This window comes from Bradyrhizobium sp. CCBAU 11361, from assembly GCF_028128935.1.
GTDB classification, from domain to species: domain Bacteria; phylum Pseudomonadota; class Alphaproteobacteria; order Rhizobiales; family Xanthobacteraceae; genus Bradyrhizobium; species Bradyrhizobium niftali.
This window is the reverse complement of sequence record NZ_LBJZ01000001.1, coordinates 64,339-82,123: the sequence shown is the minus strand read 5'-3', so window position 1 is coordinate 82,123 and position 17,785 is coordinate 64,339. Positions and strand designations below refer to the sequence as shown.

General features: G+C 61.6%; 14 protein-coding genes and 2 pseudogenes. 13 read left to right on the top strand and 3 right to left on the bottom strand.

Annotated features, from left to right (window positions below; genetic code table 11):
• The 5 genes from XI08_RS00315 to XI08_RS00295 all read left to right on the top strand — a co-directional run bounded on the left by XI08_RS00315 (position 1) and on the right by XI08_RS00295 (position 4,949).
• Complete coding sequence (locus XI08_RS00315; protein WP_271572865.1) at positions 1-1,338, top strand: TadG family pilus assembly protein; 1,338 nt, start codon at positions 1-3, stop codon at positions 1,336-1,338.
• A complete protein-coding gene (locus XI08_RS00310; protein WP_333926637.1) occupies positions 1,335-1,754 on the top strand; it encodes a TadE family protein in 420 nt (139 codons plus the stop codon). The genes XI08_RS00315 and XI08_RS00310 overlap by 4 nt, the downstream gene beginning before the upstream one ends.
• Positions 1,755-2,262: 508 nt before the next feature.
• Positions 2,263-3,924: a type II and III secretion system protein family protein gene (locus XI08_RS00305; protein WP_271572863.1), complete on the top strand. Its 1,662-nt coding sequence runs from the start codon at positions 2,263-2,265 to the stop codon at positions 3,922-3,924.
• 9 nt (positions 3,925-3,933) lie between these two features.
• Positions 3,934-4,332 carry a hypothetical protein gene (locus XI08_RS00300; RefSeq protein ID WP_271572862.1) on the top strand — a complete coding sequence of 133 codons (399 nt, stop codon included), beginning with the start codon at positions 3,934-3,936 and terminating at the stop codon, positions 4,330-4,332.
• Positions 4,333-4,499: 167 nt separating this feature from the next.
• The gene (locus XI08_RS00295) at positions 4,500-4,949 is read left to right on the top strand and encodes a tetratricopeptide repeat protein (protein WP_245284427.1); all 450 of its coding nucleotides are present in this window, start codon (positions 4,500-4,502) and stop codon (positions 4,947-4,949) included.
• A gap of 15 nt (positions 4,950-4,964) precedes the next feature.
• Here the strand turns inward: XI08_RS00295 and XI08_RS00290 are convergent, their stop codons facing one another.
• The gene (locus XI08_RS00290; protein WP_271572861.1) at positions 4,965-5,462 is read right to left on the bottom strand and encodes a hypothetical protein; all 498 of its coding nucleotides are present in this window, start codon (positions 5,460-5,462) and stop codon (positions 4,965-4,967) included.
• A 1,194-nt stretch (positions 5,463-6,656) separates the two neighbouring features.
• Between XI08_RS00290 and XI08_RS46115 the strand changes: the two are divergent.
• Positions 6,657-6,803 (top strand): annotated as a pseudogene (locus XI08_RS46115) (IS5/IS1182 family transposase); the annotation flags it as partial.
• A 641-nt stretch (positions 6,804-7,444) separates the two neighbouring features.
• Complete coding sequence (locus XI08_RS00280; RefSeq protein WP_271572860.1) at positions 7,445-8,659, top strand: hypothetical protein; 1,215 nt, start codon at positions 7,445-7,447, stop codon at positions 8,657-8,659.
• Between the two features lie 53 nt (positions 8,660-8,712).
• Here the strand turns inward: XI08_RS00280 and amaB are convergent, their stop codons facing one another.
• Positions 8,713-10,269 (bottom strand): L-piperidine-6-carboxylate dehydrogenase, encoded by a 1,557-nt coding sequence (gene amaB / locus XI08_RS00275; protein ID WP_271572859.1) that lies wholly within the window; start codon positions 10,267-10,269, stop codon positions 8,713-8,715.
• A 258-nt stretch (positions 10,270-10,527) separates the two neighbouring features.
• A complete protein-coding gene (locus XI08_RS00270) occupies positions 10,528-11,460 on the bottom strand; it encodes a LysR family transcriptional regulator (RefSeq protein ID WP_442869742.1) in 933 nt (310 codons plus the stop codon).
• A gap of 169 nt (positions 11,461-11,629) precedes the next feature.
• Here XI08_RS00270 and XI08_RS00265 point away from each other — a divergent pair, with 169 nt between their 5' ends.
• The 6 genes and pseudogenes from XI08_RS00265 to XI08_RS00245 all read left to right on the top strand — a co-directional run bounded on the left by XI08_RS00265 (position 11,630) and on the right by XI08_RS00245 (position 17,757).
• Entirely contained in the window at positions 11,630-12,913 is a 1,284-nt protein-coding gene (locus XI08_RS00265) for an NAD(P)/FAD-dependent oxidoreductase (protein ID WP_271572858.1), read from the top strand.
• A gap of 139 nt (positions 12,914-13,052) precedes the next feature.
• A complete protein-coding gene (locus tag XI08_RS00260; protein ID WP_027548779.1) occupies positions 13,053-13,814 on the top strand; it encodes an ABC transporter ATP-binding protein in 762 nt (253 codons plus the stop codon).
• Positions 13,807-14,508 carry an ABC transporter ATP-binding protein gene (locus XI08_RS00255; protein ID WP_271572857.1) on the top strand — a complete coding sequence of 234 codons (702 nt, stop codon included), beginning with the start codon at positions 13,807-13,809 and terminating at the stop codon, positions 14,506-14,508. The genes XI08_RS00260 and XI08_RS00255 overlap by 8 nt, the downstream gene beginning before the upstream one ends.
• A gap of 8 nt (positions 14,509-14,516) precedes the next feature.
• Positions 14,517-15,392: pseudogene (locus XI08_RS45915) on the top strand (branched-chain amino acid ABC transporter permease); the annotation flags it as partial.
• 60 nt (positions 15,393-15,452) lie between these two features.
• Positions 15,453-16,511 (top strand): branched-chain amino acid ABC transporter permease, encoded by a 1,059-nt coding sequence (locus XI08_RS45910; protein ID WP_333926704.1) that lies wholly within the window; start codon positions 15,453-15,455, stop codon positions 16,509-16,511.
• A gap of 16 nt (positions 16,512-16,527) precedes the next feature.
• The gene (locus tag XI08_RS00245; protein WP_271572855.1) at positions 16,528-17,757 is read left to right on the top strand and encodes an ABC transporter substrate-binding protein; all 1,230 of its coding nucleotides are present in this window, start codon (positions 16,528-16,530) and stop codon (positions 17,755-17,757) included.
• Positions 17,758-17,785 lie beyond the last annotated feature (28 nt).

Below are 17,785 nucleotides of genomic sequence, written 5' to 3'. Positions count from 1 at the left end.
ATGCGTAATCTGCTCCGTTCCGAACGAGGCGCTGCCGCATTCGCAACGGCCATCGCGCTCGTGCCGCTGATCGGAGTGGTCGCGCTCGGGGCCGAGGCCGGAACGTGGTACGTTACCCGCCAGCACGCGCAGAACGCCGCCGACTCGGCGGCTTACTCGGGTGCATTGCGGCTTTCGTGCACGATCGCTGGCGCGACCTGCGACACGCAATCGGTGGACTATCGCGGCAAGGAATTCGCCGCACAGAATGGGTTCTGCAACTCAAGTCCGCAGGACAACACGCCCTATCCCGGGACCACGTGTGTGTCGAGTCTTCCGACCAGAGTCTCGCGGGCCGTGCAGATCGATATCGGCACCTACACTGCGGGCACGTTCACAACGCCACCTGCAGGCACCGGCAACGCCGTTCGCGCCAGGGTCAGCCAGCAACAACCGGCCTACTTGTCGGCAGTGCTGGGTTTGATGACGGTCAACATCCCCGCCCAAGCCATTGCGCTGGTCCAGCAGCCGACCAAAGCGTGCGCCTTGGCGCTTGGACCTGACTCAGGCGCGCTCAAGCTTGGTGGTAACCTCAGTAACAACGGAACTGGCTGCGCGCTGATGTCGGATACCAGTGTTCAACTTGCCAGCACTCCATCTTTCACCGGTTCGGGATGGGCCGTTTATGGTGTAAGTGGCTGCACCCCCTCAGGCACCTGCAGCAATGTTAGTGTCCCGCACAACTATTTTATGACGTACGCTAACAATCCGCTCAGCAAACTGGACACCAAATCGTTCAACAGCAGGACTGGCAATACAAACCCGTCATGCCCCCTTCAGGCGGATGGGTGGAAGCATTGCGCGCCGAATAGCGCGGGGAGTGGAGCTTACGGTAATTTCACGGTGCAGAACAACGACAAGTACATTTTGGACCCGGGAACATATTTCTTTTACAATGCAACCATAAGGGTCACCGGCGGACAACTGAAAGGCACAGGCGTAACCCTGGTATTGCTCGGCGACTCGCAGCTTACCATCAACGGGGGTACGGTTGATCTGTCCGCACCTGCCACGAACAGTTTCTCGTCTGATCTGAATGGCGTCCTGATTGATGATCAGGCTCCGAGCAAGACCAGCAACAAGGTCACCATAAACGGGAGTGGTCTAGTTAGCCTGGGCGGGGCCATGTACTTCCCCAAGGTCGACGTTACCTGGAGCGGAACGACTGCCAGTACCAATACGACCTGTTCACAAGTGATCGCGAAAACGCTCGACATGAGCGGTGGCGGCTACCTGAGCACGCAAGGGTGTGACCCGGCCACCATCGTTTACACCCAAGTTGTCGCTTTGGTGCAATGATGCGAAAGCTCGACAATCGCGGTGTTGCAGCGTTTGAATTCATCCTCGTGTTCGTGCCGCTTTTCACATTGATGTTCGTCATCTTCGATTTGGGAAGGTATGCGATCACCATGCAGTCCTTGCGGGCGCTCGCGAGCGCCGGCGCTCGAGCGGTCATGATTAACTGCTATACGCCTGGCGTAGTTCAAAGCCCGCCGCAGTCGCCGTCCGGCTGCACCGGGGATCCCCTGTCTTCGACGGCTAAGCAGAATGCGGCGCCATTCCTGTATTTCGGCCATCTCACGCCGACGCTGACCGTGGGGGCCAGCGGCAACAGTTTGACCGTTACAGCTTCTCAAGCACGCTTCACGATGCTGATGCCGATATGGGGCACGTCACTCAATGCGCCGAGCGCATCCACAAGTATTCCCTTCTAGCGCACTCCCGGCATCACCGATGAATACCCGATCACCGGCTGGCGATCGTGACGGCATCATTGGCGAAGGCCATCGTGAATATGGCAGCATACCTTACGTGATTTGGCCGGCATCGTGGGCATGGAACTTTGCCAGAGCTATGGAACTCCGCCAGAGCTATCTGCGCTTGGCCAAGCGAATCTCCAAGCGCGACTCGACGTCGTTCGACTGCGGGGCGACGACGGGAACTCGTACCCGAGCGGTTGTGCTGCAGGATTGTTGCTAACGGGCAGAGAGAATGATGCTCGCTGGCAACATTGGAAAGTTTTCTTAGCTGCCTGCGGCAATGCGGTAAGCGTCTCTTCTTGCAAGGAGGCTGCATGAGGGACGATGATCTCGGAAACACGAAGTAACGAATTGTAGTGGGACAGAATGTAAGCTCTGCGACGTGGTGCGCAGAGGAGAATTGTTGGGGACATCGAGCACGTAGATTTGCGGGATAGCCGTGAGTCGCAGCGGGGGGACTCGAATGGGTGGCGCTGGCGTTTCGGGTAAAAAGGTAGGGAGGCTTCTCGCTACCGGTGTGATGGGTCTTGGAGCGGCGGTGGCCTTGTTTGGGTCCGCCGACCGCGCGGAGGCTGCAGACCGGCGGGGTTCCTCCAGCGGCGTCTTTGTCAGCGAAATGAACGACGTCCAGCGGGTCAGGGTGGTCGTCAACAAGTCGCGCACCTTCAAGGTCGATACCGCTTTTGCGACCATCATCGCGGGCTCGCCTGACATCGTCGATGTGAAGTCGCTGAGCGACCACATGATCTATGTCCAGGGCAAGCAGACCGGCACCACCAACGTCATTTTGTTCGACAGCTCGATGAAGCAGATCGGGGTCCTCGACGTCGAGGTCGTGATCGATACCGGCAATTTGCAGCAGAACATCCGGACCGGCACCGGCATGCAGGGTGTTCGCGTCTCCGCCTCCGAGGGCCAGGTGGTGCTCAGCGGGACCGCCGTTGACGCGGTTGCGGCCGAGCGGGCCATGGCAATTGCCACCAGCACCGTTGCCAAAGGAGGCACTGTCGTCAACGCGATGAGCGTCGCGGCGCCGCAGCAGGTGATGCTGGAGGTGCGCTTCCTTGAGGTCAGCCGGGAGGCCGGTCGAAACCTCGGCGTCAACCTTTATGCGGCGAATGCCAATGGGACCAATGTCGGGAATACGGGACTTGGTGGTGCAACTAGCGCGACGGGTCGACGGCCGATCGGTGGTCTTAACACGGTCGAAAACCCAGTTGGTAATACTGGCGGTACGCCTGTCGGTGCTTCCCCGACCGGCAGTCTTCCGATACTCGGAACGCTGGGGACGCTCCTTGGGACCGCGGGCGGTGTAGCACCGGCCCCGTTCGGAAGTTTGTTGACCAGTCTCATTCGAACCAGCAACGGCGGCTCGGTGGACCTGCTGATCTCTGCATTGGAAACCAAGGGATTGGCGCGCCGGCTGGCGGAGCCAAACTTGACCACGCTGTCTGGCGATGCCGCCCGCTTCCTCGCCGGCGGTGAATTTCCAGTGCCGATCCCGACCACGACGACGAACGGCTTTCCCACTGTCACCATCGACTACAAGAAGTTCGGTGTCGAGCTGGCCTTCGTGCCCACGGTGCTCTCTCGCGGCGTGATCAATCTTCGGGTCGAGCCGTCGGTCAGCGAGCTGGATTTCGCCAATGCGGTGACGATTCAGGGGACGACGGTTCCAGCGTTGACCCGCCGCGACGCGCGCACCACCGTCGAATTGCGCGACGGCCAGAGTTTTGCCATCGCCGGCCTGCTTCAGACCCGCAACCGGCAGGACGTTTCGCAATTGCCCTGGATCGGCTCGGTGCCCGTGCTTGGAACCTTGTTCAGCAGCAAGTCCTACCAGCAGGAGGAAACGGATCTCGTCATCATCGTCACGCCGCGCTTGGTTGCGCCGGCCGTGCCCGGTCAGCAACTGGCGTCTCCGCTCGACTCCCGCCTTCCGGCCAACGACGTCGATTTCTTCCTCAATGGCCAGATGGAAGTCCGCAAGCGGTACGATGACTACGTCAATTCCGGCGGTGACGTGAAGGGCCCGTACGGCCACATCATTGCTCCTGAGCTCAGGACACCCGTTCCGCCCCCGGCCGCCGCTGCCAACCAGCCGGTCGTAAAGACCCTCAACTAGGAGCGAGAGATGACCAAGAGGTATCTGGTTCTGTTCGCGCCTTTGCTGCTCGGGGGATGTTACGGCCTCGCCGGTCATGACGAGGTGGACCGCTACTTCCAGCGTTCCAATACGATCACGATGACCGCCGGCGATGCCAAGGAGGTCAACGCGGTCACACATACGATCCATCCATGGCCACGATACGTCGGTGACCGCAGGATCGCGTCCGACGCTCGGCGCGTCGGTGCCGCCGTCACACGCTATGGCAATACAACACGGCCGGTCGATCAGCTTCCCGATATCGGGCCGGCGACGGAAGCGATGGGCCAGCGGCCCCCCGTTACCCAGAATGTCAACGTAACCGGAATGGGGGCTGGGTCGACGAGTGGAATATCGGTGCCGGTCGGCGGCGCGGCGAGCAAGTGAGCAGCCGAGGGAGCCATAGCTTTGAGTGATCTAACGAAGATATTTCAATGAGTGCGCTGGGCCAAACTGGGACGAGAGTTGTGCGGCGCATCATCCTAATGCTGACCTGCTGCTGTTTGGGGGCAGGCCTTGCGGGGTGTGACTACACGCTGAGGGAGGCTGCGATCGTGGCTCCCGTGGATCCGCCGGGCGGGGACCCCGTGCAGGAGCCGACCGACGTCAAATACTATCCGTCCGACGAGCCGGTGCGGCTGGGACTTGAGCATTACAACCGCGGCAGCTACGGGCTATCCCAGCGCTATTTCAAGGACGCGGTCGAGAAATCACCGAAGGACCTGACAGCCTGGATTGGGCTCGCGGCCAGCTATGACCGCCTGCGTCGTTTTGACCTGGCCGATCAAGCCTATGCGCAGGCGATTCGGCTGGGGGGCGAGACCGTTCAGATCCTGAATGATCAGGGTTATTCGTACATGCTGCGCGGCAATCTGAGTGCGGCGCGACGGAAGTTTGAGAAGGCTTATTCGCTCGATCCAGGCAATCCGGTCATCGCCAATAACCTCGAGCTTCTCAACGGTAGCCGTCGGTTCATCGAAAGGCCGCCGAATAATCAGCCATAGGTGAGCCGCCTCTCATTAATTGGGCCCGATTACAACATCGGCTTGACGGCTGCCGATGCGGGTAATGACGATGACGCCGTTGCGGATGGTAAATCTCGCGCCGAGTAGTTTGCGGACCTTCTCCGTGATCGGAGAAGGGAACGGGATCGTCTCTCCCGTGACGGGATCGCCGACCTTGATCGATTCAGTTGCGGAGCCCGCAACTGGGGCGGGCTTGATATAGTCGCGGATCAGCTGAACCTCTTCGCGCGATAGGACGAGAACAGCCTGGTCGGGGCGATTCTCGGCCGGCGGCTTGGGTGCTTCGGTGCCTGGCTTGTCACGGGCCTCATTGGCGCTTGCGATCTGATCGAGCCTGGCTACGCGTAGCTTGAGCGCGATGATTTCGCGTTGCAGTGTGGCGACCTCCGCTTTGAGCGCCGTGGCCTGCATCAAGACAATGGTCGCGCAAACGCAACTCACGATGACGAGAACGCTCAGCAACGCGAGCAGCCAGCGCTCGATGTTCCCCATCGACCCTCCGGTTGCCTCGGGGAGTTGATCGCGCTGGAGGTGCCCGCGCCAGATGCGGCGTCCACGCTGTATCCAATTCGCAATGGCCGTCACACGTCCGGACTCCTCCTGCCCGGAACCGAAGTGCGTGGACGACAAGGCAGGGGCCCCCTGGGGCGGGTGAATTATGGGCGCACTGTTACCTTGATCGGTGCGTGGCTGCGGCTCTCGGTCCTCGGCGACGTGATCGTCCGCCAAGGGATGAGCGGGGGCGCGCGGATGAGTGCGGGAGGGATCATCATCCATCTGGTGATCAAGCCGGCCCGTATCCGTTCTCGATGGAGCCATCTATCAACTTCAGCGGTTGTTCCGCCTGGAGCATCAAATGGGGCGGTTTTGCACGTTTGCGGGCCGACGCCGCCAGATCTGCAAATCATTCCAGCATGGACGTAGACGTAAACCGTGCCGATAAGCGAGCCCTATGTCAATTGAGGAAAAGGGCAGCAGGATCGAATCGGGATATCCGCAGAAGGTCTCAGTCGCGCGGGCCCCGGGCGCGCGGCCGCGCACGACGGTTCATTCTACGGACGCCCGACGTCGCCTCATAGAATGCAGCGGCAAATGCGACGCCCAGCGAGTCGATCGAGGCCTCGGAATAACTGTCAAAAACCAATCCGAACGGGGGCTCATCTTAAGGTTTGATCCGAGATTGGGAAATCGGTCTCTGGTTCCGTTTCGCGTTCGCGAACCCGTGAGGAGACTTCATTCGCCCCGCGAAGACGAAACAAATAACATCGGATCGAAACCACTTTCCAGCAACCTCGAAGTCAGGGAAACACATTGCCGGCCTACTGTTTGCGATCCTTCTAACTCGGAGAGCCAGCAATGCGGTCTCACCAAAACTTAATCGCGCCAGTCATCATTCTGTGCTGCTCGGCTTTGAGCATCGCCACTCTTGTGATGGTCGGAGCGTGGTGACTCCTTGGCTACACATACATGCGTGAAGAATTCACATCTCTTGCTTTTTTGGCGGTTACGCTCGTGGGCGTCGCTCTGCTCGGCTCCGGTCTGCTCGCACTGGTAATCGTGGGGTAGAGCGCGACGTGCTTATGCTTCAGACCCGTCGGATTTCAGTGCTTGAGTGCGGCACCGATATCGGTGGCCCGGGCCAAGCTCGGATAAATCGCGGCGCTCATTGTAGCGGTTCGACATTCGTCGTCATGGCGCGACTTGCCGGAGAGTTACGGCCCCCGCACCACTCGTTACTTCGTTCGGTGGCGGCGAGCTGGCGTCTGGGACCGGACCATGGATGCACTGGTCGCCGGTTGTGACGCGGCGGTGCAAAGGATCGACGCAAGTTCTTCCGCACCCGCATGAAGCGCCAGAGTTCGACCAGAAAATCCATCATCAGAACTGGTCTCTCATCGTTTCCGGCGCTGGCCCCGGCGTGCGCGCAAATCCAATAGCTCTCGGCGTCGGGCTTGCGCTTCAACCGCAGGAGGTCACCGCCGCGCGGCCGCATGACGAGGCCGGTCGGCAAAATTGTACCGTAAAAGAGAAGGCCCATAACGATTGGGTTGGCGATCCTGTGCAGGAGCAAGCCAAATTTCGTCCAGAAACGGTTTAGCGGCTGCAACAAAGCCGGACTGCTCCAGGGGACGACGAGAAGCAGCTCCGCGGCGGCCAGAGCCCATGGCCACAGCCGCCCGTGATGCCAGCCGTTCGGGAGGCTTAAGAAAGCGAGCGCCCGGGCATCACCAAGCCGAAAGTTCGATTCGAACCCGGACTCGGAGTCGCGGACGAACTTTCGCGGATTGCTTGCGGCATCGTAGCTGGCCACGCCTCCGTGGACAATCCAAGCTGCCCCATCAGGTGTCTGGGACTGGGGGCGCTGTCCGTTTGCCCCCTCCCTTGAGCATCAGGAATCTATTGATCGAAAGCAATCACAGCTCCAAAGTCGATGCATCTATTGAGTCATTTGGAGTTCATTTAGGAGAGTTTCAATGAAGCCATGGTTTCGCCTCCTCGGACAGGGGGCGTTGCTCCTCATCACCTGGGGCGCGATTTTCGAGATCGGGCTGCGGCTGCAACAGTATTTTGGGCCCCTGTTCGATTTGGAGATGGCGAGTGTCAATCTGAACTGGGAGTCCAACGTCCTGAACCATAAGCCGGCTCCGGAAAGCCAGAACCTCTGCATTTACGGCGATCTGACTGGCTTCAGCTACCAGAGGCACTATGACGAGAACGGTGTCAGGGTGATCGACGACAAGGCTCTACTTGAGGGGTGTAGGAAGCCGCTTTCGGTCTTGTTTCTCGGCGATTCCTTCATGGAAGGCTATGATGACGAGAACACGCTCCCGTATCACGTTGCAAAATATATCAAGAAGGAACGCGGGGTCTGTCTGAAGACGCACAATGCTGGATATACGTCCTATTCTCCGGCGATCTTCGTGCCCCAGGCGAAGAAGCTGCTGCCTATTGTGCATCCCGATTACATCGTTGTGGACGTGGACGAGACGGATCTCTACGACGACTTCGCACGATATCGTAAGTTGATTGTCCGCAACGAGCGCGGACAGAATGTTGGCGTCAAGGCTTCACCCATCGGACATGCATGCAGCGTCGGTCTGATGGAGGCTCGCGAGCATCCACTGTATCTGATGCGGTTCGCGGCGAAAGGTTGGCTCTCCTTCGTACATATGCCGGCGGTGATCAAGAAAAACCGACCGGATGACCTCGTCCTCTTTGGCTATTCGCAGGACCACGGCGCCGATCTCGAACGGAAATATGCAGAACCGCTCTCGACTTTCCAGCGGAACCTGCAGGAGCTGGCTGACATCCTGAAGGATTACACCGAGGACGGGAGCCGGGTGCTCTTCATCTTTCATCCTCATCTCGAGCACTTGAAGCCCGACGCCGAAGGGCACGTCTGGAACGATCTCGTCAGCTCTACTGTCGAGAAGATGTGCATCGACAATGGCTTTCTTTTCTTCAATGCCACTGAGCCGTTGAGGCGGCGGTTCGGGTCGCGGCCCGAGGAGTTCTATTGGCCGGGCGATATGCATTTTAGCTTTGAGGGGTTGGAAGAATATTCCAATGCAGTCGCAGCTTTCATGGCCTCGGATATGTTCAAGCGAAGGACCAGTGCGCTTGATAATGGCGACCAATCTCAGACCTCCACAGGGCTCGGCGTGCGCTCTGCGGACCAACTGCAATGAAAAGTCCCGGCTCGAAATTCTGTCTGCAGCTGCGCGTTCACGGCGACTTCCATTTAATCGACATCGAACTTGACGCCCTGGGCGAGCGGCAGCGTGCGACCATAATTGACCGTGTTGGTGGCGCGGCGCATATAGGCCTTCCAGGCATCCGAGCCGGATTCACGTCCGCCGCCGGTCTCCTTCTCGCCGCCGAATGCGCCGCCGATCTCGGCGCCCGAAGGGCCGATGTTCACGTTGGCGATGCCGCAATCGGAGCCGCGCGCCGACAGGAAGGCTTCGGCCTCGCGCAGATCGTTGGTGAAAATCGACGATGACAGGCCTTGCGGAACGGCATTGTGCAATTCAATCACGGCATCGAAGTCGCGGTACTTGATGACATAGAGGATCGGCGCAAAGGTCTCGCGCTCGACCGAGCCGGTCTGTCCGCCGATCTCGACCAGCGCAGGGCGGACGTAGAAAGCCGCTTCTGCGCCCACAACATTGACGCGATCGCCGCCGACAATGCCCGCACCCGCGGCCTTGGCTTCGCCGAGGGCTCGCTGCATCGCTTCGTAGGCAAGACCGTCAATGAGGGGGCCGACCAGGTTGCCGGCGAGGGGATTGCCGACCGAAACGGACGCATAAACCTTCTTCAGACGCGGCACGAAGCTGTCGTAGACGCTCTCGTGAACGAACAGGCGTCGCAGCGTGGTGCAGCGCTGGCCTGCCGTGCCCATGGCCGCAAAGGCAACGCCGCGCAGCGTCAGGTCGAGATCGGCCGTCGGCGTTACGATCGCCGCGTTGTTGCCGCCGAGCTCCAGAATGGCGCGGGCGAAGCGTTGCGCGAGCTTCGGAGCGACGGCGCGTCCCATGGCGGTCGAACCGGTTGCCGAGACCACGGGGACCCTGGTGTTGTTGACGAGGGCCTCACCGATCTCGCGCCCTCCTATCAGCACGGCGGATAGTCCGTCGGGGGCCGACCCGCCTTCGGCTTCGAAGCGCCTCAGGGCGCGTCCGAACAGCGCGTCGGTCGCCAAGGCAGTGAGGGGCGTTTTTTCCGACGGTTTCCAGACGATGCTGTTGCCGCAGACCAGTGCCAGCGCGGCATTCCACGACCAGACTGCAACCGGGAAATTGAACGCCGAGATGATTCCGGTGACGCCGAGCGGATGCCACGTCTCCGCCATGCGGTGCTCGTGTCGTTCGGTGGCGATCGTCAAGCCGTAGAGCTGGCGGGAGAGCCCGACGGCGTAATCGCAGATGTCGATCATCTCCTGGACTTCGCCAAGGCCTTCGGACTCGATCTTGCCAGCCTCGATGGAAACCAGCCTTCCGAGCGCACGCTTGTTGCTGCGCAGCTCTTCGCCAAGCAGTCGCACCAGTTCGCCGCGTTTGGGAGCAGGGACCAGACGCCATTGGAGGAAGGCCGCGTGAGCCTTTTCGATGGCCGCGGTCGCACTGTTGGCATCGACCTGCCTGACCTGCGCCACGGTTTCGCCGTTGATCGGGGTTTTCGAGACCAGCGTGCCACCGGTGTAGCTGGCGGGCTCGACGCCGAGCTCAACCAGAAGCGCGTCGACCTCGGCTTTGAGCGAGGGGTTTTTGGCATGAGCGGATTGTTTGTCTGACATGAGGGACTCTTTCCGACGGCTCGCGTTGATTTCAGAGGAGTTGGCTGTCAGCGATTGTCTTGAGATACGTCATGACCGTTCTCCGGCAGCGCGGGCCTTGAAGGCGATCGCCCACCTCATAGAGAGGACAATGGCCCGGCATTTTCAAACGATAGAAGTTCAATAAGTCATTCTGAGGCTGAATGACCAGGGGCGAAATCCAAAATCGCTCGCAGGTGAGTGCAAGCCAGCAGGCCTGACGCTGTCAGGCGGCGACCTTCAGCGGTCTGGTGCCGTTTCCAGGAGAAGCCATTCCCGGAAGGCAACAAGTGGCGGGTGGGATGCCCGGTCGGTCGGCCAGACCAGATAGTAGGCCTCGGCGCTTTTCATCGGCAGGTCGAGGGCGCGCACCAGCTTGCCGGCACTCAACTCCTCCTCGATGAGAAATTCGGGAAGCAGCGCGATGCCTAGCCCGGAGATCGCCGCCTGCGATGCGGTGGCGAATTGATCCAGCAGCATGCCGTGGACAGCATGGGCGTCCACGCCGTGGAGCGTGAGCCATCGCTCCCATGCGTCCGGGCGCGTCGTCAAATGCAGGAGAGGGGCCTTCCGGAGATCGCTTGCTTCCTTGAAATCATATTGCCTTCGCAATTCTGGGCTGCATGCGGGGATCACGGTCTCCGACCGCAGCAAAGCCAGTTCACCCCCTTGCCATTCCGGGCGCCCGAAATGGATCGCCGCGTCGACGGGCTCAAGCCTGAAGTCGAAGCTCGACAACCGCGTGACCAGATTGATGGTGATGCCGGGATTACCCGCAAGGAATTTGGGCAGCCGCGGCGCCAGCCATCGTGTGCCAAAGGTTGGAAGGATTGCGAGAGTCAGCGTGCCGCCGAACAGATTGGCGCGCAGATTGAGCGAAGCCGTGCTGATTTTGCGCAGCGCATCGCGTATCTCGCGGGCGTATGCGTCTCCACCCACGGTCAGGCGGATGGTCTGCCGCTCGCGATGAAAAAGCTCGACCTCGAGCTGCTCCTCCAGCGCCTTGACCTGGCGGCTCACCGCGCTCTGCGTCAGCGATAGCTCCCTGGCCGCGGCAGTGATGCTCCCGGTCCGTGCCGCCGCTTCAAAGGCGGTTAACAGAGGCAGTGAGGGTAGGAAGCGGCGGGGGCCTTGCACGTCATTCTCCAGCCGAATGAGATCTTGACCAAACATGACTTGGCCCGCCGCAACTGGCAACGCTAGACTACCGCCCGGACCCGCAGTCCTGGTATTCGGCCCCCTGCAGCGGTCGGCATCTCACTTGCCGAATTGGAATGAACCAGTCAACGTGCCTCGGACACCTCGACCCTGCGGGCGGAAACAGACGAGGACGTCGAAGCCGATGCTAGACAACGCCAGATCCCACGGTCTTTGGGAGTTGACCGCGCCACCGGCCCCGGAAACGAGCGGACTGAAGGGATCGATCAGGGTCGACACGGCCATCGTCGGCGGCGGGTATACCGGTCTGTCGGCCGCGCTCCATCTCGCAGAGGCAGGCGCCAATGTCGCGCTGCTCGAGGCGGTGGAGATCGGCTTTGGCGGGGCCGGCCGGAACGTCGGCTTGGTCAATGCCGGCATGTGGGTGATGCCGGACGTCCTTGGCGACGTGCTTGGTGGCGATTACGGTGAGCGTCTTCTCGAATTGCTGGGCGACGCCCCGAAATTGGTGTTCGATCTAATCGAGCGCCACCGCATCGAATGCGAGGTGGAGCGTGCCGGCACGCTCCATTGCGCCGTCGGGCTCAAAGGGTTGAGGGAGCTGGAGCAGCGTGCGGCGCAGTGGAGCCGTCGCGGTGCGCCGGTCGAGTTGCTGAACGCCGCCGACACCGCCGCGAAAATTGGCTCGTCGGCCTATGCAGGATCGTTGTGGGATCGGCGCGCAGGCACGATCCAGCCGCTGGCGTATGCGCGGGGCCTTGCCCGCAACGCCGTGAATGTCGGCGCGAAGATATTCACCCGCAGCGCGGTTACCTCGGCCGAGCGGGTTGACGGAAAGTGGAAGCTGCACGCTGCGGGCGGCCACGTCATCGCCGATCGCGTCATCGTGGCAACGGACGCCTATGCGACAGGGCCCTGGTCCGAAGTCAGAACGGAGCAGATCCATCTGCCCTATTTCAACTTCGCCACCCAGCCGTTGTCCGACAACGTTCGCGCATCCATTCTTCCCGAACGGCAAGGCGCCTGGGACACCAATGAGGTGCTGAGTTCGTTTCGCTTCGATCGCGCCGGCCGCCTCGTGTTCGGAAGTTGCGGCGCGCTCCGAGGGACGGGTGCTGCGGTTCATCGATCCTGGGCACGACGGGCGCTCAAGAAGCTTTTCCCGCAAATCGGGGACGTCAGGTTCGAAGCGGAGTGGTACGGCCTGATCGGCATGACCGACGATCACCTGCCGCGCTTCCACAAGCTCGCCGAAAACGTGTTCGGCTTCAGCGGCTACAACGGGCGCGGCATTGCGCCCGGTACGACGTTCGGGCGTTTGCTCGCCCTCTACGCGCTCGGACAACTCGACGAGAAGGACCTGCCGCTTCCGGCATCGACGCCGATCAAGCCCAATTTCCGGAGCGCGAGGACGGCGCTGTACGAGGTCGGGGCGCAGTTCGTCCATCTGATCGAGGCGCGGCTGTAGACCAGAAATTCAGAAGTGCAACAAAATGATCCTATAGGAAATAAGTTGACGATAGGAAACTTTTGGTCAAGGATGGACCCGCGGTCTGGTCCAAACCCGTCTCTCCAAGCTGCGATCCAGACGTCAGCAGGGCAAAGGCATGACGGACGGCGCCGTTTACGCTCTGGAGACTCGCGGTCTGAGCCGCGAGTTCGGCGGCTTCTTCGCCGTCAACGGTGTCAACTTCCGCCTTGCCCGCAACAGCATGCACGCCGTGATCGGCCCCAACGGGGCCGGCAAGACCACCCTGTTCAACCTTCTGACGAAATTCCTTCCGCCTTCAGCCGGCACGATCCTGCACGATGGCCAGGACGTCACCCGCCTCAGCATGCCGGCGATGGCCAAGCGCAGCGTGGTGCGCTCCTTCCAGATCTCCGCAGTCTTCGCCGGATTGACTGTGCGCGAGAATATCGAGCTCGCGCTGCTGCGCGAGCATGGTCTCGCCTGGAATCTGCTCGGCCGGATTGCGCATCATCGTCGCGTGCTGGAGCGCGCCGACACGTTGCTCGAGCGCTTCGGCCTGACCGACTATGCCGGGACGATGGCGGGCAGTCTTTCCTATGGCCGCAAGCGCGTGCTCGAACTTGCGACGACGCTCGCGCTGGAGCCCAGCGTGCTGCTGCTCGACGAGCCTATGGCAGGGCTCGGTCATGAAGATATCGGGCGGGTGACGCAATTGATCCGAGAGGCCGGCAAGGGCCGTACGGTCTTGCTGGTCGAGCACAACATGAATGTGGTCGCCGAGCTTGCCGACACCATCACCGTGATGGTGCGCGGCGAAGTGCTGGCGCAGGGAAGCTATGCCGAAGTGTCCTCGCGCGCCGACGTGATGGCTGCCTATACGGGGCAGGCGCATGAGTGAGAGCCTCGGGGTCCGCGATCTCCAGGCTTGGTACGGCGAGTCCAAAGTCTTGCACGGGATGGATTTCAGTGTCCGCGCCGGGGAAGTGGTGACGCTGCTCGGCCGCAATGGTGCCGGAAAAATCACGACATTGAAGGCGATCATGGGGCTGCTGGACAAGCGCTCGGGCTCGATCACACTCGATGGCCACGAACTCATCGGTGCCGCACCTTACGACATCGCGCGCAAGGGCATCGCCTTCTGTCCGGAGGAACGCGGCATCTTCGCGAGCCTGAGCGTGCGCGAAAACCTGCTGCCGCCGCCGAAGGTCGCCGCCGGCGGCATGACGGTCGCGCAGATCCTCGCGCTGTTTCCCAATCTGAAGGAGCGTCTCGACAGCCAGGGCACCAAGCTGTCCGGCGGCGAGCAGCAGATGCTGGCGCTCGGGCGCATTCTGCACACGGGTGCGCGCATTCTGCTGCTCGACGAGCCGACCGAGGGGCTCGCTCCCGTGATCATCCACCAGATCGGCCGGACAATCACCGAACTGAAGGCGCTCGGCTTCACCATCCTGTTGGTCGAGCAGAATGTCGGCTTCGCCGCCGGCCTAGCCGACCGACACTACATCATGGAGCTCGGCCGTGTCGTCGAGGAAATTCCGGGCGCGGCGTTCGAGGGCCGACTGGGCGCGCTCAAGAGCTATCTCGGACTTTAAAGGGCATCATGACCACGATCCTCGGCGTCCCTTCTGCAGTCCTCTATGGCCAGCTCCTGCTCGGGCTGATCAACGGAGCGTTTTACGCCATGCTGAGCCTCGGGCTGGCGGTGATCTTCGGAATGATGAACATCGTGAACTTCGCGCATGGCGCGCAGTACATGATCGGCGCGATGGGCGCGTGGCTTCTGCTCAATTATCTCGGCGTCGGCTATTGGTGGGCGCTGATCCTGGCGCCGCTCATCGTCGGTGCGATCAGCATCGTGATCGAGGTGTTGCTGCTGCGGCGCCTTTACAAGCTCGACCATCTCTACGGCATGCTCCTCACCTTCGGTCTCGCGCTGATGGTGCAGGGCGCCTTCAGCAACTGGTTCGGATCCTCCGGCCAGCCCTATACGATTCCACAGGCGCTGACGGGCGGCCGCAATCTCGGCTTCATGTTCCTGCCGAACTACCGGGCCTGGGTGATCGTAACCTCTGTCGTGATCTGCCTCGGCACCTGGTACGTCATCGAGCGCACCAAGCTTGGCGCCTACCTGCGTGCCGCAACCGAAAACCCGATGCTGGTACAGGCGTTCGGAATCCGCGTCCCGCGCATGATCACGCTGACCTACGGCGCCGGCGTCGCGCTTGCCGCGCTGGCGGGCGTGCTGGCCGCGCCGGTTTACCAGGTCAGTCCGCTGATGGGCGCAGATCTCTTGATCGTCGTCTTTGCTGTGGTGGTGATCGGCGGCATGGGCTCGATCATGGGCGCGATCGTGACCGGCTTTCTCGTCGGCATCATCGAGGGCCTGACGAAGGCCTTCTATCCCGAAGCCTCAACGACGGTTGTCTTTGTCGTGATGGCGGTGGTGCTGCTGATCCGTCCAGCGGGGTTGTTCGGCTCGAAGCTCGAGGCGGCGCAGGGCCAACCGCAGTCCGGCCTGTCGGCGACCGCGCCGTCGATGCGTACGCAGACGCTGATCTTCCTGGCACTCGCCTGCTGCCTCGCGGCCGCGCCACTCGTCGTCTATCCCGGCTTCATGATGAAGGCGATGATTTTCGCGCTGTTCGCCTGCGCCTTCAACCTGGTTGCCGGATACGGGCGGCTCGTCTCCTTCGGCCACTCGATGTTCCTGGGCTCGGCCGGCTACGTCTGCGGCCATGCCGCCAAGATCTGGGGGCTATCTCCCGAGCTTGCGATCCTGGCCGGGACTGCAACAGCGGCCATGCTCGGCCTCGTCACCGGCTGGCTCGCTATTCGTCGCAGCGGCATCTACTTCGCGATGGTGACGCTTGCGTTCGCGCAGATGGTCTATTTCGTGGCGCTCCAGGCGCGCTTTACCGGCGGCGAAGACGGGTTGCAGGCCGTTCCACGTGGCATGCTGTTCGGCCGCATCGACCTTTCGCAGCCGGCAAATCTCTATGGCTTCGTGCTGGTGATATTCCTCGGCGGCTTTTTCCTGATCATGCGGTTGGTGGGGGCGCCGTTCGGGCGCGTGTTGAAGGCGATCAGCGATCATGACGTGCGTGCCCAGTCGCTCGGCTTTGAAACCAATCGCTACAAGCTCGTCGCCTTTGTGCTCTCGGCGGCTCTGGCGGGGCTTGCGGGTTCGACCAAGGCGATCGTCAGCCAGCTCGCCAGCCTCACTGACGTGCACTGGTCGATGTCGGGCGAAGTGCTGCTGATGACGTTTCTTGGCGGCGTCGGCACCCTCTATGGCCCGCTGGTCGGCGCCTTCATCGTCGTCGCGATGCAGAACTATCTGGCGGCATTCGGGCAATGGGTCACCGTCATTCACGGCTTGATCTTCGTGCTCTGCGTGCTCGCCTTCCGGCGCGGCATCGTCGGCGAATTGATCCCTCTGGCATCGCCTGCGCCGGACACCGCCGGCTGCGTCCGCCGCGCTCCGCGAGGTGGTGGTCGCGCCGCAGGAGTGAGCAGAGACATTTCGAACAAAAGCTTCGCCGTCCGGCGGAGCGGGACAGGACCGGGCCAAACCCGCTCGAGAGAGTGGATCTGACAACAGGGAATAGATGATGCAACAGACGCCTTCCAAATCCTTGCGCGGGATCGCGGCCGCGCTCTTCCTGGCTTCGTTCGCCGTCGGCGGTCAGGCCACGGCCCAGGTCAGCGACGACGTGGTCAAGATCGGTGTACTGACCGACATGTCCGGCCAGTACTCCGTCCTGAATGGGCCGGGCTCGCTCCTGGCGGCGCAGATGGCGGCAGCGGACTTCGGCGGCAAGGTTCTCGGCAAGCCCATCGAGATCATCGGCGCCGATCATCAGCAGAAGGCCGACATCGGCGTCGGCATAGCCCGGCGCTGGATCGAGAACGAGAAGGTCGACGCGATCTCGGACGTCACCAACAGCGCGATTGCGCTCGCGGTGCAGCAGTTGACGCGCGAGACCAACCGCGTCGCGCTGTTCTCGTCGCCGGGCACGACGGATCTGACCGGCAAACAGTGTTCGCCGACCGGCTTTCAGTGGGTCTACGACAACTATTCCAACGCGGTCGGACCGATGAAGGCCCTGATCGACAAAGGCAACGACACCTTCTTCATCATCACCGCCGACTTCGCCTTCGGACATTCGCTCGAGAAGATCGCAAGCGAGGCGATCAAGGCGAATGGCGGCAAGGTTCTGGGCACCATCCGCCATCCCTTCGGCGCGAACGATCTCTCGGCGTTCCTGCTGCCGGCGCAGGCGTCGAAAGCCAAGGTCATTGTTCTCGCCACCGCCGGCAAGGACATGACGACGGCGATCAAGCAGGCCAATGAGTTCGGTATCATCGCGGGCGGCCAGTCCATCTCCGCGCCGGTCGTGTTCATCACCGACGTCCACGCGATCGGCTTGTCGACCGCGCAGGGGATTTCGTTCATCGAGGGCTTCTATTGGGACCAGAACGACGAGACACGGGCTTTCGCCAAGCGCTTCTTCGAGGTGCGCAAGGCCATGCCGACTGCGCCGCAGGCCGGCGTCTATTCCTCGATCCGGCACTATCTCAAGGCGATCCAGGCCGCCGGCACCGATGAAGCCAAGGCCGTGGCTGCCAAGATGCGCGAGCTGCCTGTGGACGACTTCTTCGCCAAGGGCGGCAAGGTGCGCGAGGACGGCCGCATGGTCCACGACATGCTGCTGGTCCAGGTCAAGAAACCTTCCGAATCGAAGCAGCCATGGGACTATTATAATGTCGTGGCGACGGTCCCTGGGGAGCAGGCGTTTCAATCTCTTGCCCAGAGTGAATGCCCGCTCGTAAAGAAGTGAGGCAAGTCCCGGCGGTTTCGCGCCGCCG

Bases quoted from the DNA above. Each gene is read 5' to 3' on its own strand.
- XI08_RS00315 (WP_271572865.1), top strand. From the start codon at position 1: ATGCGTAATCTGCTCCGTTCCGAACGAGGCGCTGCCGCATTCGCAACG.
- XI08_RS00310 (WP_333926637.1), top strand. From the start codon at position 1,335: ATGATGCGAAAGCTCGACAATCGCGGTGTTGCAGCGTTTGAATTCATC.
- XI08_RS00305 (WP_271572863.1), top strand. From the start codon at position 2,263: ATGGGTGGCGCTGGCGTTTCGGGTAAAAAGGTAGGGAGGCTTCTCGCT.
- XI08_RS00300 (WP_271572862.1), top strand. From the start codon at position 3,934: ATGACCAAGAGGTATCTGGTTCTGTTCGCGCCTTTGCTGCTCGGGGGA.
- XI08_RS00290 (WP_271572861.1), bottom strand. From the start codon at position 5,462: ATGGGGAACATCGAGCGCTGGCTGCTCGCGTTGCTGAGCGTTCTCGTC.
- XI08_RS00280 (WP_271572860.1), top strand. From the start codon at position 7,445: ATGAAGCCATGGTTTCGCCTCCTCGGACAGGGGGCGTTGCTCCTCATC.
- amaB (WP_271572859.1), bottom strand. From the start codon at position 10,269: ATGTCAGACAAACAATCCGCTCATGCCAAAAACCCCTCGCTCAAAGCC.
- XI08_RS00270 (WP_442869742.1), bottom strand. From the start codon at position 11,460: ATGTTTGGTCAAGATCTCATTCGGCTGGAGAATGACGTGCAAGGCCCC.
- XI08_RS00265 (WP_271572858.1), top strand. From the start codon at position 11,630: ATGCTAGACAACGCCAGATCCCACGGTCTTTGGGAGTTGACCGCGCCA.
- XI08_RS00260 (WP_027548779.1), top strand. From the start codon at position 13,053: ATGACGGACGGCGCCGTTTACGCTCTGGAGACTCGCGGTCTGAGCCGC.
- XI08_RS00255 (WP_271572857.1), top strand. From the start codon at position 13,807: ATGAGTGAGAGCCTCGGGGTCCGCGATCTCCAGGCTTGGTACGGCGAG.
- XI08_RS45910 (WP_333926704.1), top strand. From the start codon at position 15,453: ATGCGTACGCAGACGCTGATCTTCCTGGCACTCGCCTGCTGCCTCGCG.
- XI08_RS00245 (WP_271572855.1), top strand. From the start codon at position 16,528: ATGCAACAGACGCCTTCCAAATCCTTGCGCGGGATCGCGGCCGCGCTC.